This window comes from Pectobacterium zantedeschiae (assembly GCF_004137795.1).
Lineage (GTDB): Bacteria > Pseudomonadota > Gammaproteobacteria > Enterobacterales > Enterobacteriaceae > Pectobacterium > Pectobacterium zantedeschiae.
On record NZ_NWTM01000001.1, the window covers coordinates 1,699,416 to 1,716,528 of the forward strand.

Annotated in this window: 13 protein-coding genes; 6 read left to right on the forward strand and 7 right to left on the reverse strand. The window is 51.5% G+C overall.

Translation table 11 applies throughout. The annotated features are described in order from the left end of the window. Window positions 1-5: 5 nt before the first annotated feature. The 4 genes from CLR69_RS07800 to dinG form a co-directional block, all read right to left on the reverse strand. Window positions 6-1,733, reverse strand: a complete 1,728-nt coding sequence (locus tag CLR69_RS07800; protein WP_129704199.1) for a type I secretion system permease/ATPase — start codon at window positions 1,731-1,733, stop codon at window positions 6-8. 17 nt (window positions 1,734-1,750) lie between these two features. Next, entirely contained in the window at window positions 1,751-2,062 is a 312-nt protein-coding gene (locus CLR69_RS07805) for a protease inhibitor Inh/omp19 family protein (RefSeq protein ID WP_129704922.1), read from the reverse strand. Between the two features lie 103 nt (window positions 2,063-2,165). Further along, complete coding sequence (locus CLR69_RS07810) at window positions 2,166-3,596, reverse strand: serralysin family metalloprotease (protein WP_129704197.1); 1,431 nt, start codon at window positions 3,594-3,596, stop codon at window positions 2,166-2,168. Window positions 3,597-4,109: 513 nt separating this feature from the next. Then, window positions 4,110-6,209, reverse strand: a complete 2,100-nt coding sequence (gene dinG, locus CLR69_RS07815) for an ATP-dependent DNA helicase DinG (RefSeq protein WP_129704195.1) — start codon at window positions 6,207-6,209, stop codon at window positions 4,110-4,112. 214 nt (window positions 6,210-6,423) lie between these two features. Between dinG and CLR69_RS07820 the strand changes: the two genes are divergently transcribed. The 3 genes from CLR69_RS07820 to CLR69_RS23490 all read left to right on the forward strand — a co-directional run bounded on the left by CLR69_RS07820 (window position 6,424) and on the right by CLR69_RS23490 (window position 8,183). Beyond that, window positions 6,424-7,269: an AraC family transcriptional regulator gene (locus tag CLR69_RS07820; RefSeq protein WP_129713180.1), complete on the forward strand. Its 846-nt coding sequence runs from the start codon at window positions 6,424-6,426 to the stop codon at window positions 7,267-7,269. A 52-nt stretch (window positions 7,270-7,321) separates the two neighbouring features. After that, window positions 7,322-7,984 carry a LysE family translocator gene (locus CLR69_RS07825; RefSeq protein ID WP_129713181.1) on the forward strand — a complete coding sequence of 221 codons (663 nt, stop codon included), beginning with the start codon at window positions 7,322-7,324 and terminating at the stop codon, window positions 7,982-7,984. 91 nt (window positions 7,985-8,075) lie between these two features. Beyond that, complete coding sequence (locus CLR69_RS23490; RefSeq protein WP_005972753.1) at window positions 8,076-8,183, forward strand: hypothetical protein; 108 nt, start codon at window positions 8,076-8,078, stop codon at window positions 8,181-8,183. A gap of 90 nt (window positions 8,184-8,273) precedes the next feature. On the opposite strand, the gene idi is transcribed toward CLR69_RS23490, so the two are convergent. From idi to CLR69_RS07840, 3 genes are all read right to left on the reverse strand, one after another. Further along, complete coding sequence (idi, locus tag CLR69_RS07830; protein WP_129713374.1) at window positions 8,274-8,813, reverse strand: isopentenyl-diphosphate Delta-isomerase; 540 nt, start codon at window positions 8,811-8,813, stop codon at window positions 8,274-8,276. Between the two features lie 122 nt (window positions 8,814-8,935). Continuing rightward, window positions 8,936-11,242 (reverse strand): beta-glucosidase BglX, encoded by a 2,307-nt coding sequence (bglX, locus tag CLR69_RS07835; protein ID WP_129713182.1) that lies wholly within the window; start codon window positions 11,240-11,242, stop codon window positions 8,936-8,938. 344 nt (window positions 11,243-11,586) lie between these two features. Beyond that, the gene (locus tag CLR69_RS07840; RefSeq protein WP_129713183.1) at window positions 11,587-12,933 is read right to left on the reverse strand and encodes an aspartate aminotransferase family protein; all 1,347 of its coding nucleotides are present in this window, start codon (window positions 12,931-12,933) and stop codon (window positions 11,587-11,589) included. Between the two features lie 420 nt (window positions 12,934-13,353). Here CLR69_RS07840 and CLR69_RS07845 point away from each other — a divergent pair, with 420 nt between their 5' ends. The 3 genes from CLR69_RS07845 (at window position 13,354) to CLR69_RS07855 (ending at window position 17,104) form a co-directional block, all read left to right on the forward strand. Continuing rightward, on the forward strand, window positions 13,354-14,370 hold the full coding sequence (locus tag CLR69_RS07845) for an ABC transporter substrate-binding protein (protein WP_129713184.1): 1,017 nt from the start codon (window positions 13,354-13,356) through the stop codon (window positions 14,368-14,370). A gap of 74 nt (window positions 14,371-14,444) precedes the next feature. Then, a complete protein-coding gene (locus CLR69_RS07850) occupies window positions 14,445-15,455 on the forward strand; it encodes an ABC transporter ATP-binding protein (RefSeq protein ID WP_129713185.1) in 1,011 nt (336 codons plus the stop codon). After that, window positions 15,452-17,104, forward strand: a complete 1,653-nt coding sequence (locus tag CLR69_RS07855; protein WP_129713186.1) for an ABC transporter permease subunit — start codon at window positions 15,452-15,454, stop codon at window positions 17,102-17,104. The genes CLR69_RS07850 and CLR69_RS07855 overlap by 4 nt, the downstream gene beginning before the upstream one ends. The last annotated feature ends 9 nt before the right edge of the window (window positions 17,105-17,113 follow it).

Consider the following 17,113-nt stretch of genomic DNA (forward strand, 5'->3'; position numbering starts at 1 on the left):
CCCTGTTACTGCTGGACAGCGGCAGAAGGTGTCATTTGTGCTTGGTTGGCAGCACGACGCGGCTGCAATTCGCTCAGAATGTCGCGCGCAGGCCCAAAACGCTGTTGCTTACCCTGATTAAGAACCAAAATCTTGTGCGCCAGTGTGGTTAATGCAGGACGATGCGTAATCAACACCACCGTTGCCCCCCGCTTCTGAAGGTGTGAGATCGCCTGCGCCAGCGCAATTTCGCCTTCGTTGTCGAGGCTGGAGTTCGGCTCATCGAGTACCAGCAGGCAGGGATCGCCATACACCGCACGCGCCAGTGCGATACGCTGCCGCTGCCCGCCCGATAGCCCATTGCCATCAGCGCCGAGGGGAGTGTCATATCCTTGTGGTTGGCTAAGAATCATCTCGTGGACGCCAGCCAGTTTCGCCGCCGCAACGATCTTTTCCGCGTCATGCTCGCCAAAGCGAGAAATATTCTCCGCCAGCGTGCCTTTAAACAGTTGCACATCCTGTGGCAGGTAGCCCATTGCCGGACCAAACATCGTTTTATCTACCTGACTAAGATCGGCTCCATCCAGTCGAACCTTGCCACGTGTCGGTGTTTGCGTTGCAACCAGCAGACGTGCCAGTGTGGATTTTCCTGAGCCCGATGCGCCCAGAATCGCCAGCGTTTCCCCCGCCTGAAGCGAGAAATGGATGTCCTGCAATCGTGATGCCCCTTGCGGAGTCTGTAATAACACATTCTCGACGCTAAGCTGACCAACCGGCGCGGGCAAGGCCATCGTCTCGATTCTGGGCGGGTAAGCCGTCATGATTCGATTCAGTCGATGCCAGGCTTGCCGCGCACTGCTCAACGGTTTCCAAATACCAATAAACTGATCGATAGGACTCAGCACACGCCCGACAAGAATTGACCCCGCAATCATCATTCCCGGCGTGATTTCGCCCTTAATCGCGAGCATGGCTCCCACACCAAGCATCAGCGATTGCAGGAAAATACGCGCATGTTTTGACGCGGCTCCGACAACCGCGGCCCGTTCGCTCGCCAGATTTTGCAACGTAATAAAGCGATAGTGTTGCCCCAGCCAGCGACGACGTAAATTTGGCAACATCCCCATTGACTCAATGACTTCCGCATTACGCAGTTGCGTATCCGCAAGATGGGTCGCCTGTAGTGCTTCATGATTTGCCTCTTCCAAAGGCGACGTGGTGAGATATTGATTCAGCCACGCCAGCAACACCAGCACCACCGTCCCCCCGAACGCTAACAGGCCGAGAACCGGATGGATCAGGAACAGCACCAATAAAAAGAAGGGAAACCAGGGAATATCGAAGAAGGCAAACAGTGAGTTGCCTGTAATAAACTGCCGCAGTAGCGTGAGATCGTTCAGCGCCTGACCAGCTTTTGCCTCTCCCGCTTCCAGATTGCGTTCAAACGCAGCGTTGAAGACCTGTTGATTCAGCTGTAGATCGATCCGCGTACCGAGTCTGACGACCACCAGACTTCGAACCCATTCGAGTGCCGCCATGAATATGCCCAGACCAGCAATCAGTAGCGTGAGCATCAGCAACGTGGTGCCATTGCCCGAAGCCAGCACGCGATCGTAAACCTGAAGCATATAAATCGAAGGCGACAGCATCAGTAGATTAACGATGGCGCTGAAAATCCCAATGCTCCAGAAGCTGCGCCGGAAAGGACGCAGTATACTCAACAACGAACGTTCCTTATTTGATAGTTGACTCACTGCGTTTGCCTCTCCTGTCAGGGCTGCTTATGTAACGTACGAGAACTGCCATCAGGCAATATCAGCGTATAGCCCTCTATTTCCTTGCTAAAAAACGCCACCGACTCGCCCTGTTCTTTCGTCAGCGTGATACCATCCGGCGTCGGCCGCCAACCTGCTGGGACATCGGATAGCAACGCTTTTAAACACTGCGCGTCACCGTCCAGACGCCAGGTGTTGTCCACTAGCGGCGTATTGTGCAGCACAACCTCACAGTGTTGTTCCCCGCCACGCAATTGCCATACGCCGCTTAGCTCACTTGCTGAAGGTAATTTCAGACTACTTGCCATACATCCTCCGCTTATTGCACTTAACAGCGCCGCGATGATTAATTTTTTCATAGTGGCCCCAAGTCGATAACAGAAAAGGACGGGTTTCCCCGTCCTTGCTACATCACACGATAAAATCGGTTGCCGCAGAAGGCTGACCAACAATATGTACAACAAAGTCTGGTGTGGTCTGGCCTGCAAAATTCAACCACAGATTAGTGGTGTTGCTACCCGCATCCCAGTCAAGCAGAGCTTCATTGCCACGTCCGGTGAAAGCGTCAACAAACTGCAAATCTTTATTTTGATTCAACGCTGACAGATCAATTTTGTCGATACCGCGTTGGAAATCCGTGATGGTGTCATAACCGTTCTTATAGGAAGAATCGCTTGCGCTCGCGTAGACAAAAATATCTTTGCCCGCACCGCCCGTCAGCGTATCTGCACCGCCGCCGCCGTAAATGACGTCATCACCCGCACCGCCATTCAAAATATTATTCGCATCGTTGCCAATAATAATATCGTTGCCGGAGCCGCCAATGGCGTTTTCGATCGTTACACCGTGAGCGATAGAAACGTTACCTTTCAGGCCACCAACATCAGAGAACCCACCTTCATTCAGGTTGATGCGCTGATCGTTTCTGTAGCCAGAGAAATCAAACGTATCAGTGCCACCCGCATCCCAAACGGAGAAGATCAATTTGTCACTGCTGCTCGTCGCTGAATAGAAATCACGACCCGTGTTGGAGTTGAAACCGTATACCGTATCACCGGTACGCGTGTTCATGTTTGCGCCATAAAGATATTGGATCGCCGTGATGTCATCAATCAGCGGGCCAGCAGCATAGTGTCCCTGGAAATCCCCACCAGTGTTCTGCTCACTCCAGTAGCTCATCAGGCTGAACTGGCGCGTATCTTCTGCGTAGGTCACATCACGGTAGGTCGGGTTACCTTCACCCGCATTGTAAGAACCAGGGTGGTTCAGGCCCAGCGTATGGCCGATTTCATGCGTCAGCGTCTGCTTGCCATATTCCGTCGCCGGGTTACGCACCGTATCGGAGTTGTAGTTAAACCAGGCGCTGCCCGCCGCCGAGTGATTACCCGGCATATAAGCGTAAGCCTGAGTATCGTAGTCCATCCGACCACTTGAATCACGGGTGTAGTTACCAAACGTGATGGTGGCTTTTTGAGTCGGGCTAACCTGAGTAAACGTGATATTGGCAACATCTGACCACGATTGCAGAGACAGTTTGGCTTGTTGTTCCTGGGCTGCGGTGAATTTCACAAAGCCCTGATCGCCAGAAGGGATAGACCGCACGTTCTGTAAGAACGAGTAGGTCAAATTAGCGGATTTGCCGAATACGTTCGTTCCATTCCAGGTCAGACCGTCACGGACAATTTCCTTTGCTGCCAGATCGCTTGTGAACGAGGGTTTGCCATTAAGCTGTCCATCGCCACGGGAATGGTAATTATACAGATCGAACACATCTTTATACCCCGTACCCGCTGCATTCAATGCAGATGCTGAGGTATCCTTATCTTGATCTCGTAAAGCCATCTTTTCTTCTCCATAAGTCTGATCGGGATGATCAGAATCCTAAATCCCTTCATGCAATGGCTGTATTGCATGTACCGCGCGTGGCCGCGGCCTAATCCTCTCCTGGGTAGATAAAGTTCACTAAAAATATTTATATCCAAAAAACGCATATAAATAAAAATTATCTCTATAAGAAAATCATTCAGAAAAAACGCCAATTATTTTCGTTATTATCAAATGATAAATAATAAGGTTCGATGACTAATTTTTATTATTGGTACGGACAGCAAGAAGGATGGATGCCAAAAGACATTCACTTTTGAAAAGGAAGGAATTTTTATTAACTGCATTAATTCTCATCATAATACCAGTCCCTGGTTGATAAAAACCGTATTGCGCATGACATACTTTGTCACACGTATTAACGGCATCCTTGCTGTTCTGAGACAAATCTAACAAATAAGAATAAAAAAATATAGCGCTAAATAGGGCTGAATGGCTTCCTTATTCGACGAACAGATATATAGAAATTTGTTATGGCATCTCTCGCTGTTCAATCGGAAAGACCGGCAACGCCGCCAGCAGCTGTGCGCCATAGCCTTTGGTCAGCAGTCGCCTGTCGTAAATGACGATTTCACCAAAACAGTCATGACTACGAATAAGGCGTCCAACTTGTTGGATGAGGTTAAACGAGGCGCTGGGCAAACTTTGTACGATAAACGGGTGTCGTTTAAGGCTCTTGAGCCACTCGCCTTCCGTCAGAATCACCGGGCTGTCGATGGGGGGAAACGCTATTTTGTGAATATGTACCTGAGAAAGCAGCTCGCCTTTCAGATCCAACCCTTCAGCAAAAGACTGCAAGCCAATCAGCACGCTGGTTTGGCCTTCTTGTACCCGCTGGCGATGTAATTCGACCAACCTATAGCGTGGTTTATCGCCCTGAACTAGCAGCATCAGGCGTAAATCAGCCACCTGCGTCAGAAAGAGTTGCATAGCACGCTGGCTGGCAAACAGCATCAACATACCTTTATGCTTATCCTGCTGTAATTCTGCGCGGAAAAATTGCGCCATCTCGGCAATATGCTGCGCTTCGGACTCCATCAGGGGTTCATGACGCATTTTAGGAATCACCAAACGCCCTTGTTCACGATGGTTGAAAGGTGAATCCAGTGCGATAAAGGTGTCCCCTTCCTGCTCACCCAAACCGGAAAGCTCCTGTATTCGCGCAAAACTGTTCAGCGAACGCAACGTGGCCGAAGTCACCACGACGTGCGACACCTTACTCCACAACAGCCTTTCAAGCTGATCGCAGACGCGAATTCCCGCACAGTGCAGGTGAAGATGCGGCTGGTTATCACGCATTTCCCGCGTAATCCATTTGGAAACTGGCGCGTTCGAGGATTTCTCCATCGCCGCCAACCGCCATAGCTTACTCATGGACTCCAGGTAGCTCTGCTGGCGGCTCATTTTCAGCAATGCGTGATAAACCCGCACTACGTCGTGTTTGCCGGTTTTCTCACTGAGATCGTTGAGCATATACTCCGCCAGCGCCCGTAGCGTATCGGTCAGTTTGAACAACCGCACGCAGAGTTCGCGCATTTCATCCGGCATTTTACCCATCGCAAAACGGTACTCGGTTTCCTGCCCGTCATTCGGAAGAAACAGCCCGCACATTTGCGAGAAAGACAGCACGCACTCGCGGATCTCCTCACAATGGCTGGTTAACCGTTCGCTGTTGGCTAGTCTCGGCGGTGATTTAGGGGCAAACTGCGCCATACACTGCCCGATGAGCTGCACCAGTTGTTCCAGTTGCACCATCATATAGGCAGGATGAATATCACCGGACATCTCCAACGTATCGCGAGCAACGTCAGGGATATGGTGCCCTTCATCGAGAACCAGCAGGAGATTCTTCGGGGGAGGAAGTACCGACTCGCTTTCCATCGCCGCCATCACCAACGCATGGTTAGTGACAACAACATCAGCCTGCTCGATCTCACGTCGAGCGATGAAAAACGGGCACTCACGGTAATAATGGCAGTTGTGTGCGAGGCAGTTTGCCTTGTCCGTACACAATTTTTGCCACAGGCTATCGTCAATCGAATCCTGATAATGATCGCGCAGCCCGTCCCAGGCATGGCCTTGCAGCGCTTTTTCAAGCTTTACACAGATGCGCTCTTCTTCCTTACTGGCGGACATCCGTTCATCATCCAGAAAAAGTGGTAAATCTCCCTGCGCGTCAGGATCGGTTGCCAACATCGCCAAATTACGTGGGCAAATATAACGACGACGGCCAAATGCTGCGGTAAATTTCAGTTCTGGAATAAATTTCTGCAACAAAGGCAGATCTTTGCTGTAAATCTGATCCTGCAACGCCACGTTCGCGGTGCTGACCACCAAGGTTTTATCCTCCGCACGCCCCACTGCAATGCCCGGAATAAGGTAAGAAAGCGTTTTCCCGACACCGGTTGGTGCTTCGATAGCCAGATGGCGCGGGTAATCACCCGCCAGCGTTTTTGCCACTTCGGCAATCATCTGTCGCTGAGGAACGCGGGAAATGAAATCTGGGATTTGCTCTTGCAGGGCCTTATACCATTGGCCAATCTGCAATTTTATTGCGGGGGACAGCGTCATGCATACTCTGTATCTGTGTAATCTGACCGTCATTGTCCCACAGACGCCCGGCGGCGTCAGCCGATATCACGTTCACGATGATTCCACTCTCGACAATCTTCCGCCTAGCGATTAGGGTAAGCTATTCTTTTTATCAAACATGTATTTTTATCAAACACGGTCTTTATCGCGAGCGGTAAACGCTATCTTCGGTAAACAATAGCTTCGGTAAATTATGTCTTCGGTCCACGCTATTAACCAATCGTATTGGTTTTCACCCCAGTTACCGCATGTTGAAAGCCGCACCACGCGCAACAGCCGCCATGCCTATAAAACACACAGCCATATGCAGTTCTCAATTGGGGCAATAGAACACGGAGAAACACTGTGCCATTACCGCAATGAAACGCATCACTTACAGGTTGGCGATCTGATCTTTATCGACCCTCAACAACCGCACAGCTGCAACCCACTTCCAGGGAAAGCGCGCAGTTATCATATGCTTTATCTGGATACCGCATGGTGCCTCGACCAGATCGCTGCCCACTGTGGTTATCAGGCGGATAGCTTGCGTTGCAACCGAGTCGTATTACGCGATCCCACGCTGTTTGTGCGTTATCAATATCTCATTGCCTTGCTGCATCGGGGAGAGTTTTCCTCAGCAGACGACCTGCTAAAAACGATGCTGATACCCATTTGGCAGCAATATTGCCTGCCTGTCGCATCCCGTTTGCCAACGTTACCTCTTCAGACATTACAAGCCACGACGCGACACATACGTGAACGTCTGCTGAATAATTTGCAAGAATCCCCTTCACTGGAAACGCTGGCGGATGAGCTAAATCTACGACGTGAAACGATCGTGCGACAGTTTCGTCATGACACCGGCATTACGCCGATGGCATTTCTTAATAATGCGCGTATTGAGTATGCCAAATCGCTACTGAAACAAGGTACGCCGCTGGTTGATGCCAGCTACCAAAGCGGCTTCTGTGACCAAAGCCATTTCCACAAAACGTTTGTCCACTACACCGCCGCAACACCGGGTCAGTACGCACGATCAATATTTGACAATAAATAGCAGAACACCTTGTCTAGACTGGGCTCGATTACTTATCGAGGTCAGAAATACGATGCTTATCAACACGCTATTCACCCCCCCCCTTTTTTCCGCCGACGCTCTCTTTCCTACCCATTTTCCTGCTCTGGCGCTGGCGCATTTTGTCGCACTGCTGAGCCCTGGCCCGGATTTCTTTCTGCTAACTGCCTACGCCATTCGATACCGACTGCGCGGCAGTGCAGGAATATGTCTGGGGATTGCACTAGGCAACGGCATATACATCCTGCTGGCAGCGATCGGCTGGGCAGGTATTCAACGCTCACCCACACTTTTTACCGTCATCGAATTGGGCGGGGCGGCTTACCTAATCTGGATTGGCTATCAGTTACTGAAAAGCCGTTCTGCGCCATCGCTACAGGCGGAACAGCAGTCCAGGCGTTGCCCGACGCTGCGTAAACAAATCTTGCTAGGGCTCGGTTCGTCGCTATTGAATCCTAAGAATATGCTGTTCTATATCAGCCTGATGACCAGTATTCTTGGGCAGGATGTGACACCTATGCAGCAATTTGTCAGTGGTAGCTGGATGTTTTCTGTCGTGTTAGCGTGGGATCTACTCATCGCTGCACTGATCGCTCGCCCGTTGATTCAGCAGCGTTTAACTCTCTGGCTTAACCCTATTGAGCGCGGTGCGGGTGTCATTTTGCTCTCTTTTGGTCTGCTGCTTTTATTTCGGTAACGGAGAGTATTTAAAAAGTGAGGAGCGTTTCGGCCTTGTTTCATGGGCGGAAGGCTTTATAATTCGGGGCAATTAACAAAAGGATAACCTGATGACTCTTCAAAAAATCGGTATTATCGGTCTCTTTGCCTTTCTCGCCTTAGGTGGCATGTCCGGCATGATGCTGGTGGGTTACATTATTATTGAGCACGCAGGCTGAGGTTTTCGCCCCACAGAGCGCCCTATTCCTGAGGCACGAATGCACGAACGGTGCCGCACTGAAACGCGGCAATGAATGCGATCGTTCAGGCTAGCGCGATTGATCAGATCTGAACGCCTGCCAGTACTCTGGAATACGAGCGAAAGTCAGTTGGAACCAGGCCGTAAACTGCTCGGGTGTCGTCACCATCCGCAGTGCAATCTCGTCTATCGACTGGTATTCGTAGCTCGACACTTCATCAGGATTGAGCTGCGGAACGTCATCCGTCATGCCAAAATACACATGCCCCAGTTCATGCTCAATCAACCCGTTATCTAGCGGCAGGCGATAGATCAGCGTAAACATCGGCGTCAACGCACAGCGTAATCCCATTTCTTCATACAAACGGCGGTGTGCCGCCTGTAATGTCTCTTCACCGGGTGCTGGGTGGCTGCAACAGGTGTTGCTCCATAAACCGCCGCTGTGATATTTCTCTTCTGCTCGCTGCTGTAATAACAACTGCTGGCGAGAGTTGAAAATATAGACGGTAATCGCACGATGTAACTCTCCTTTTACGTGCGCTTCCTGCTTTTCCATTACACCCGTTGGCTTGTCATTTTCATCAACCAATACGACTTCAGTCAACGGCATACCTTCCTCCTGCAATACCCTACTCTCCGGTAACAACACTTTATTTCGAAAATCACGCTGCGTTTCGGTAATAGCCATTCATGTATTCGCCGCCGGGAACCCCGGCGGCGAGGCAAACACCATTATAGCAGGGTGAAGCTATCGCTCTTCACACGCTGTGAATCAAGACCGATCATGACATCGAACTTACCGGGTTCTACTACCTGCTGCATGCGGGCATTATAGAATTTGAGTGCATCTTGATCGAGCGTGAAGGTGACCGTACGTGATTCTCCCGGTTGTAGCATCACTTTCTCAAAACCACGCAACTCTTTTAGCGGACGGCTGATGGAAGCCACCACATCATGCAGATACAGCTGTACTACCGTTTCTCCAGCACGGCTACCGGTGTTTTTCACCGTAACGCTGGCGTTGATCGTCCCGTTACGCTTCATCGTCTGACTAGACAAACGCACATCTGACACGCTGAACGTGGTATAGCTCAAACCGTAACCGAATGGATAGAGCGGCCCGTTAGCTTCATCGTAGTAGTGGGACGTATATTTGCCTGGATTTTCCGGCGTGTAAGGACGGCCTGACGGCAGGTGATTGTAATAAATCGGAATCTGGCCGACAGAACGCGGGAAGGACATCGGCAGTTTGCCAGATGGGTTATAGTCACCAAACAGCACATCGGCAATCGCATTACCGCCTTCCGTACCGCTGAACCAGGTTTCCAGTAACGCATCAGCCTGCTGATCTTCACGCACCAGCGCCAGAGGGCGACCATTCATCAGCACTAGCACCAACGGTTTACCTGTCGCTTTCAACGCCGCGATCAGATCGCGCTGGCCTTGCGGCAGATCGATATTCGAGCGGCTGGATGCCTCGTGCGCCATCCCGGCGGCTTCACCAACCACTGCGACTACCACATCCGCCTTCTTCGCGGCCTCTACTGCTTCATCGATCATCACCTGCGGTGGACGTTTATCCACCTGCACGGCTTCTTCATACTGGTTCAGGAAGTCGATAATGCCTTTGTGATTACTGACGTTAGCGCCTTTGGCATAGAGGATGGTGGCTTTATCGCCGACAGCATTCTTCAGCCCCTGATAAACGGTAATCGTCTGTTTCGTTACACCCGCAGCAGACCAACTGCCCATGGTATCGCGCTGGCTGTCAGCCAGTGGCCCAACGACGGCAATCGTGCCTTGCTTTTTCAGCGGTAGCGTTTGCAGGCGGTTTTTCAACAACACCAGACTCTTACGCGCCACATCGCGCGCATCCAGACGGTGTAAGCGGCTTTCCGCATTGGTATCTACTGGATCGGAACCTACCGGCCCCAAATGACGATACGGATCTTCAAACAATCCCATATCATATTTCACGTTCAGCACCTGACGGCAAGCGTCATCGATTTCCTGCACGCTCACCGCCCCGCTTTTTACTAACTCTGGTAGATAGCGTACGAAATACTCGTCGCTCATGCTCATTCCGATACCAGATTTAATCGCCAGACGTGACGCATCACGCGGGTCGCTGGCAACGCCGTGCTTAATCAGCTCTTTAATTGCACCGTGATCGGTAATGGTAATGCCTTTGAAATTCCACTGATCGCGGAGCACATCCTTCAACAACCAGCTGTTGGAAGTCGCTGGCGTACCGTTGATTGAGTTCAGCGCCACCATTACGCCGCTGCTGCCAGCGTCAATCGCCGCTTTGTAAGGCGGCATATAGTCTTGGAACATGCGTTGGGGGCTCATGTCGACCGTGTTATAGTCGCGCCCACCTTCAACCGCGCCGTAGAGCGCGTAGTGTTTTACGCTGGTCATCAGCGAGTGGCGTCCGGTTACGTCATCGCCCTGAAAGGATTTTACTACCACACCGGCAATTTTGCTGGTCAGCCAGGTGTCTTCACCGAAGCCTTCTGACACGCGGCCCCAGCGAGGATCGCGGGTGATATCCACCATCGGTGCCCAGGTCATGTTCAGGCCGTCTTCTGTCGCTTCATAAGCCGCCACGCGTGTACTTTTCGCAATCGCGTCCATATCCCAACTGGAGGCCAGCCCCAGTGCAATAGGGAAAATCGTGCGTTGACCGTGCACTACATCGTAGGCGAAAAACAGGGGGATCTTCAGGCGGCTGAGCTGCATAACCTGATCCTGCATCGCACGAATGTCCGGGCGGGTCACCGTATTAAAAATCGCGCCGACCTGGCCGTTTCTAATCATTTCCCGAATGGCTTCTTTCGGGTTATCCGTCCCGACGCTGATTAATCTGAGCTGGCCGATCTTCTCTTCCAGCGTCATTTTCTTCAGCAGATCCGTGACAAATGCATCACGCTGCTGATGTGAAGGCGATATTGATGCCGGCACAGTCGTTAATTCCTGCGCAAACGCCGGATTACAGGCAAGTCCAATTGCTATAGTCAGTGAAGTAAGCCATTTCATTCGTTATAAAGACCCAGTCAATCCAGGCGTCAGAGCAGAACGAGGCACTGAAGCACAAGACAGGTTGAAGATTTCGACGGTCACATCCCTTCTCTGACAAGGAGAAAAACACCTTCTCCTGCCTTAAGCGAATAAGGCTTCCCGATAGTGGTTGCCGCACCGACGCACTCAAATGCACAGCGCGTAATATAGTGCATTTATTGAGATTTCATTTAATAAAAACTGCAAGAATAATGCTAGACGGTACGCAAAACTTACATTCAACCTGAGCGGTCACAGAAAAATAGACCGCGTGGAGCCACATGCGGCGGACAACTGCCGACGCATGCGTATTTGAGAGGGAATTAACGCCGATGAGCCTGCGAACTTAGCGCTCGATCTAGCGCCCCGACCAACCAGTCGATGTCATGCTCCTGAAATGCCAACGGTGGGCGCAACTTCAGCACATTGCCATGCGGGCCAGCAACGGAGGTGAGGACACGTTCAGCGCGGAGTTGCTCAACCACGTCTAGCGCCAGCGCTTTATCCGGTGTTTTCGTTTCTCGATCGCTGACCAGCTCAAAACCGATAAAGAGTCCCGCGCCACGCACATCGCCGAGACACGTATGGCGGTCGGCAAGCAGCGTCAACTCCCGCTTCAGTTTTTCCCCGACGATACGGCTGTGTTCCTGCAATCCCTCCTCACGAATAACGTTGAATACCGCCTGCGCTGCCGCTATCGACACTGGATTTCCGCCAAAAGTATTAAAATAAGGAATCTCATCACTGAAGGCCGCCAGCACATCGGCTTTTGCCAATAACGCTGATACGGGAATACCGTTGCCCATCGGTTTACCCAACGTCACCACATCAGGCACAATATCATGCCGACCAAATCCCCAAAAATGCTCGCCCGTCCGGGCAAAACCAGGCTGAACCTCATCTGCGATGAAAATCCCGCCATTAGCATGAACCACATCTATAGCCGGTTTCAGGTAGCCCGCGGGTCCCGGCAACACGCCATCCGAAGAAAAAATAGAATCCGCCAGAAAACCCGCAAATTTGATGCCGTTCGCGGCCATATCATCAATTTGCAATTGAATTTGCTGTGCGAACCAGACCCCCAGATCTGGCGCATTCACGCGATAGCGATCGGGGGCGGGCACAAGACGTGTTGTCGCAGCTAATGGCTGCCCGCTTCCAAGCGCAGGTGACGCGCCAGACGTCAACTCGCTGGTCCCATGATAGGCTTCTCGACTCACAATAATGCCGGTTCCGCCGCTATAGGCTCGGGCTACGCGGATCGCCAGGTCGTTAGCCTCCGATCCGGTACACATATACATCGCCTTATTGATGGCGGCTGGCACCGTACTGAGAATATCTGCTGAGTAATCCAGAATACGTTCGTGCAAATAGCGGGTATGGGTATTGAGCAGACGCATTTGCTCATAAACAGCGTCGATGACCGCAGGATGGCAGTGTCCGATACTGGCAACATTGTTATAGACATCCAGATACTTATGTCCGGCAGCATCCCACAAATATTGTCCCTCACCGCGAACCAGATGCACCGGGTTACGATAGAACAAACGATACGAGTCCCCTAACATCTGGGAACGCCTATCCGTCAGTCTCCGAGTGTCTTCATCCAGCGCATCCGCATGCTCAGTACGAAAGCTGTTGGTATCCATGATGGTTGATCGTGTCGCCATAATGACTCCTGTAGCAAAGGTGGTAGCCCGACTGCGTATTACATGAGGAAACGCATCGCGCATGTTCAGATAACACTCACCCTACATCAAAAGCAATAAAATACACAAACACAAAAAAATGCACTTTTTTGATGCAAAAAAATGCCAAAAAAGTGCAATAAAAACGTCACAAAAAGAATCCTCAGTCTCATCCATCTATCGCCCTAACCACTCCCCCTTGACCAAAAATCTTATAAGTTATTAATTAATATAAATATTTTATGTATGAAATTTCACAGAATAAGAAAATGGCACGATTAGTGCTAAAACCTTAGACCACTCGTAATAAACACAAAAATACACATGACGGACTACGTAACGTTCAAGACGAGGGGGAGAGATAACGATGCCAACCTTTTCCACAACCGTAGGGGAATATTTATGAACCGATCTTTATTTCGCCGCGTCAGTCTGCTCGCTGCGTTCACTTGTGCCACGCTGGTTAACACTGCACACGCGGGCACCATCACGGTCTATACCTCACTAGAAGAAGATGAGATCAAAGATTACGTCGCACAGGCCAAAAAAGATTTGCCTGACTTGACCATTAACGTGCTGCGCTTGTCTACCGGCGACCTTGGCCCACGGATCCTGGCCGAATCCAAAAATCCGCAGCATGATGTCATTTGGGGCTGGGCGGTAACCAGCGTAATGGACCCACGGCTGTCTGCATTATTGGAACCTTACGATGCCAAAGGCAGTGACAGTCTCCCTGCAACCTATCGAGCACCGGATCACAAGTGGTTTGCGGCAACAGGCTATATGGCAGCCTTCTGCGTCAACACCGAAGCGCTAAAAGCCAAGAACCTTCCCGTGCCAGCATCCTGGCAGGATCTGACTAACCCGATCTATAAGGGCGAGATTGTGATGCCGAATCCCGTCTCATCCGGCACGGGTTACCTGCAAATTGCTGCATTGTTGCAAGCTAAAGGGGAACAAAACGGCTGGGCATTTCTGAAGTCGTTGGATGGCAACATCGCCCAATACACCAAGTCTGGCTCACGACCTTGTAAAGCGGCACGCACAGGGGAATATGCCATTGGCGTGTCACTGGCTTTTGCCGCCATGCAGTCAATTGAAGAGGGCTACCCCGTCAAAATGGTGATCCCAAACGATGGCGCAGGCTATGAGCTGGAAGCCTCTGCTCTGATGAGTACAGCCAAGAACAAACCGGATGCCAAACGATTCCTTGACTGGACACTTTCCAGCCATGCCGCTGCGCTCTACACCAAATATAAAGAGATCGTGACAATCCCTGGCGTTGAACAGTCCAAAGCCGCGCAAATGGCGGGTCTGCCAGCCGATCTCACACATGTACTCTACCCCGTAGACTTTACCAAAAGCGCCAACGATCGTGACGCCACACTGGCAACCTGGCAAAAATCCATCGGCCGATAACGGCCTGTCGCAGTAAAGACTGCCGCGCAGAGTATTTCCACCTTCGCGGCAGCCGTAATTAAGAGGTCCGCATCATGGCGCTGGTTATTCAAAATCTTTATAAAAGCTTTGAGGGTTATGTCGCTCTCGATCGCATCAATTTGTCGATCGAAAATGCCGAGTTTGTCTGCCTGCTTGGGCCTAGCGGCTGTGGCAAAACGACATTGCTGCGCATCATTGCCGGGTTACTAAGCTGTGATGGGGGAAAGATCACGCTGGACGATCGCGATCTGGTTAACGTACCAGCAAAAGAGCGGGGTTTTGGCATTGTCTTTCAGTCTTACTCGCTTTTTCCCCATATGACGATTGCGCAAAATATTGGCTATGGGCTCAAAATTCGCCAGACGCCTACCGAGGAAATTGACGCACGCGTCAGCGATCTGCTGGATACGGTACGCCTGAGTGGATTCGGCGATCGTTATCCTGCACAGCTTTCAGGCGGGCAGCAACAGCGTGTCGCTATCGCACGCGCGCTGGCGGTCAACCCTTCCCTACTGTTATTGGATGAACCCCTTTCAGCACTAGATGCGCGCGTGCGCGCCGGATTGCGCCAGGAATTACGCGACGTGCAACAGCGGCTCGGCATTCCCACCCTGATGGTCACGCACGATCAGGAAGAAGCGATGAGCATGGCGGATAAAATCATTTGCATGCACGGTGGACGCATTGTGCAGGAAGGAACACCGCACGAACTCTATACCAGCCCACGCACACGTTTCGTTGCCGAATTCATGGGGCACAGTAATCTGCTATCGCGCGATGTCGTCAACACATGGATGCCGGAACTGCTCCCCTCCGCACAGGAAGCCGCGCTACCAGAAGGTGCTGAATTGTTTATTCGCCCGGAAAGGATTGCACTGCATAAAGCTGAAGGTGCAGAAGGACGAGTCATCAACACCAGTTTCCTCGGGAGTATCCAACGCATACAGGTGATATGGAAATCGCAGCCATTATTAGTCGAAACTAGCAGCGCAGTGAGCTGGAATCCTGGCGACGCCATTCATCTCTCGATTCGCGCAGAAGACTGCGCCTGGGTGCAATCATGAATCAGACACTGCTTCCTCCGCAAACGGCCAGTGACCGCTGGCTTTCTCGCCTGTGTCTGTGGATCCCACTGCTGGCGCTGTTCATGTTCTTCGGCATACCGATGCTAAGTATCGTCTGGCACAGTCTGCTGAACGATCAAAACGGTACTGTTGGGCTATCAAATTATTTGGCGTTGATGGATTCACCTGGCATCTGGCGAGCAACGTTCAATAGCCTGTTACTTGGCATCGTCACCACGCTGGTGACTCTCTTGCTGGGATTTATTGTCGCCTATGGGCTGGAGTGCACCGTGATGCCCGCAAAGCGTTTTATCGCATTTGCGACCTCACTCCCTATACTTGCTCCCTCGCTGGTGTTGGGATTGGGATTAATTTTTCTGCTGGGAAGAAACGGGATCATCGGCAATCTTCTTGGCGTGCGCTTGGATATTTATGGTTTCTGGGGACTATTGATCGCCAACGTGTTGTACGCACTACCGCAAGCGATCCTGATCCTTCGTGCCACGCTGCGTCACAGCGATACTCGCCAGTATGAAGCCGCTAACGTTCTGGGTGCATCTGACTGGCGACAGTTTCTGGATATCACTCTACCCGGTCTGCGATACGGCCTACTGAGTGCGGCCTTTGTCATCTTTACCATCACGATCACAGACTTCGGCAACGCGATGGTTATCGGCGGCAACTTCTCCGTACTCGCGACCGAGATCTACAGTCAGGTCAGTGGTCAAATGAAATTCGGCATGGGGGCCGTTGTCGGGATCCTGCTTCTCTTACCTGCTGCTGCATCGATCTGGATAGAACGCGCAACGACCAGACGGCAAAAAGCGATCGGATCACATGCGGCTATCCCACACGTTCCGCAACCGCTGCGCACGCGCGATATGTCGTTCTACGTAGCAACGATGACTATCGCATTCACGATTGTCGCCGTTATTGGCACCGTGATTATTGCCAGCATGATACGCCTCTGGCCGTACCGACTGGATCTGACACTTAAACATTACGATATCGATCTTGCAGGGGGCTATACGCCACTGTGGACGTCAGTCTGGATCTCCGCACTGGCAGCCGTGGTCGGCACCGCGCTGTTATTCCTACTCACCTTCGGTATTCATCGGCAACCGGGCAAAGTTGCCAACGCAGCCGTGTTGCTGAGCGCATTGCCTGTTGCTGTTCCTGGCTTGGTGTTGGGGCTCTCTTACGTGTTCACATTCAATACGGCCGATCTTCCCTGGGGAATGCTGTATGGTTCAGCACTGCTGGTGGCATTATGCAATTATTACCACTATCACACACAAGGCTACACCACGATGATGATGGGAATACGCAACGTCCCTCATGCGATGGAAGACGCCACTACCGTTTTAGGCGGCGGCGTAGTGCGTATTTTGCGTGATGTATACCTGCCAGCCATGCGCGTAACGTTGATTTCAGTCGCCATGTTTTTATTCATGCGCTCAATGGTTACACTATCAGCCGTGATTTTTTTGGTCACGCCGTCGCTGCCTTTAGGTGCCGTCACCGTTATGCGGCTGGATGAAGCAGGCTTTACGTCACAGGCCGCCGCTTTTTCGACCTGTATTATGGGCATCGTGGCGATGACCGCACTCCTTCTGCATCTTGTGACAGAAAAGCGACAATCATGGTAACTGGTGTCA

Bases quoted from the DNA above. Each gene is read 5' to 3' on its own strand.
- CLR69_RS07805 (WP_129704922.1), bottom strand. From the start codon at position 2,062: ATGGCAAGTAGTCTGAAATTACCTTCAGCAAGTGAGCTAAGCGGCGTA.
- CLR69_RS07810 (WP_129704197.1), bottom strand. From the start codon at position 3,596: ATGGCTTTACGAGATCAAGATAAGGATACCTCAGCATCTGCATTGAAT.
- dinG (WP_129704195.1), bottom strand. From the start codon at position 6,209: ATGACGCTGTCCCCCGCAATAAAATTGCAGATTGGCCAATGGTATAAG.
- CLR69_RS07820 (WP_129713180.1), top strand. From the start codon at position 6,424: ATGTCTTCGGTCCACGCTATTAACCAATCGTATTGGTTTTCACCCCAG.
- CLR69_RS07825 (WP_129713181.1), top strand. From the start codon at position 7,322: ATGCTTATCAACACGCTATTCACCCCCCCCCTTTTTTCCGCCGACGCT.
- CLR69_RS23490 (WP_005972753.1), top strand. From the start codon at position 8,076: ATGACTCTTCAAAAAATCGGTATTATCGGTCTCTTTGCCTTTCTCGCC.
- idi (WP_129713374.1), bottom strand. From the start codon at position 8,813: ATGCCGTTGACTGAAGTCGTATTGGTTGATGAAAATGACAAGCCAACG.
- bglX (WP_129713182.1), bottom strand. From the start codon at position 11,242: ATGAAATGGCTTACTTCACTGACTATAGCAATTGGACTTGCCTGTAAT.
- CLR69_RS07840 (WP_129713183.1), bottom strand. From the start codon at position 12,933: ATGGCGACACGATCAACCATCATGGATACCAACAGCTTTCGTACTGAG.
- CLR69_RS07845 (WP_129713184.1), top strand. From the start codon at position 13,354: ATGAACCGATCTTTATTTCGCCGCGTCAGTCTGCTCGCTGCGTTCACT.
- CLR69_RS07850 (WP_129713185.1), top strand. From the start codon at position 14,445: ATGGCGCTGGTTATTCAAAATCTTTATAAAAGCTTTGAGGGTTATGTC.
- CLR69_RS07855 (WP_129713186.1), top strand. From the start codon at position 15,452: ATGAATCAGACACTGCTTCCTCCGCAAACGGCCAGTGACCGCTGGCTT.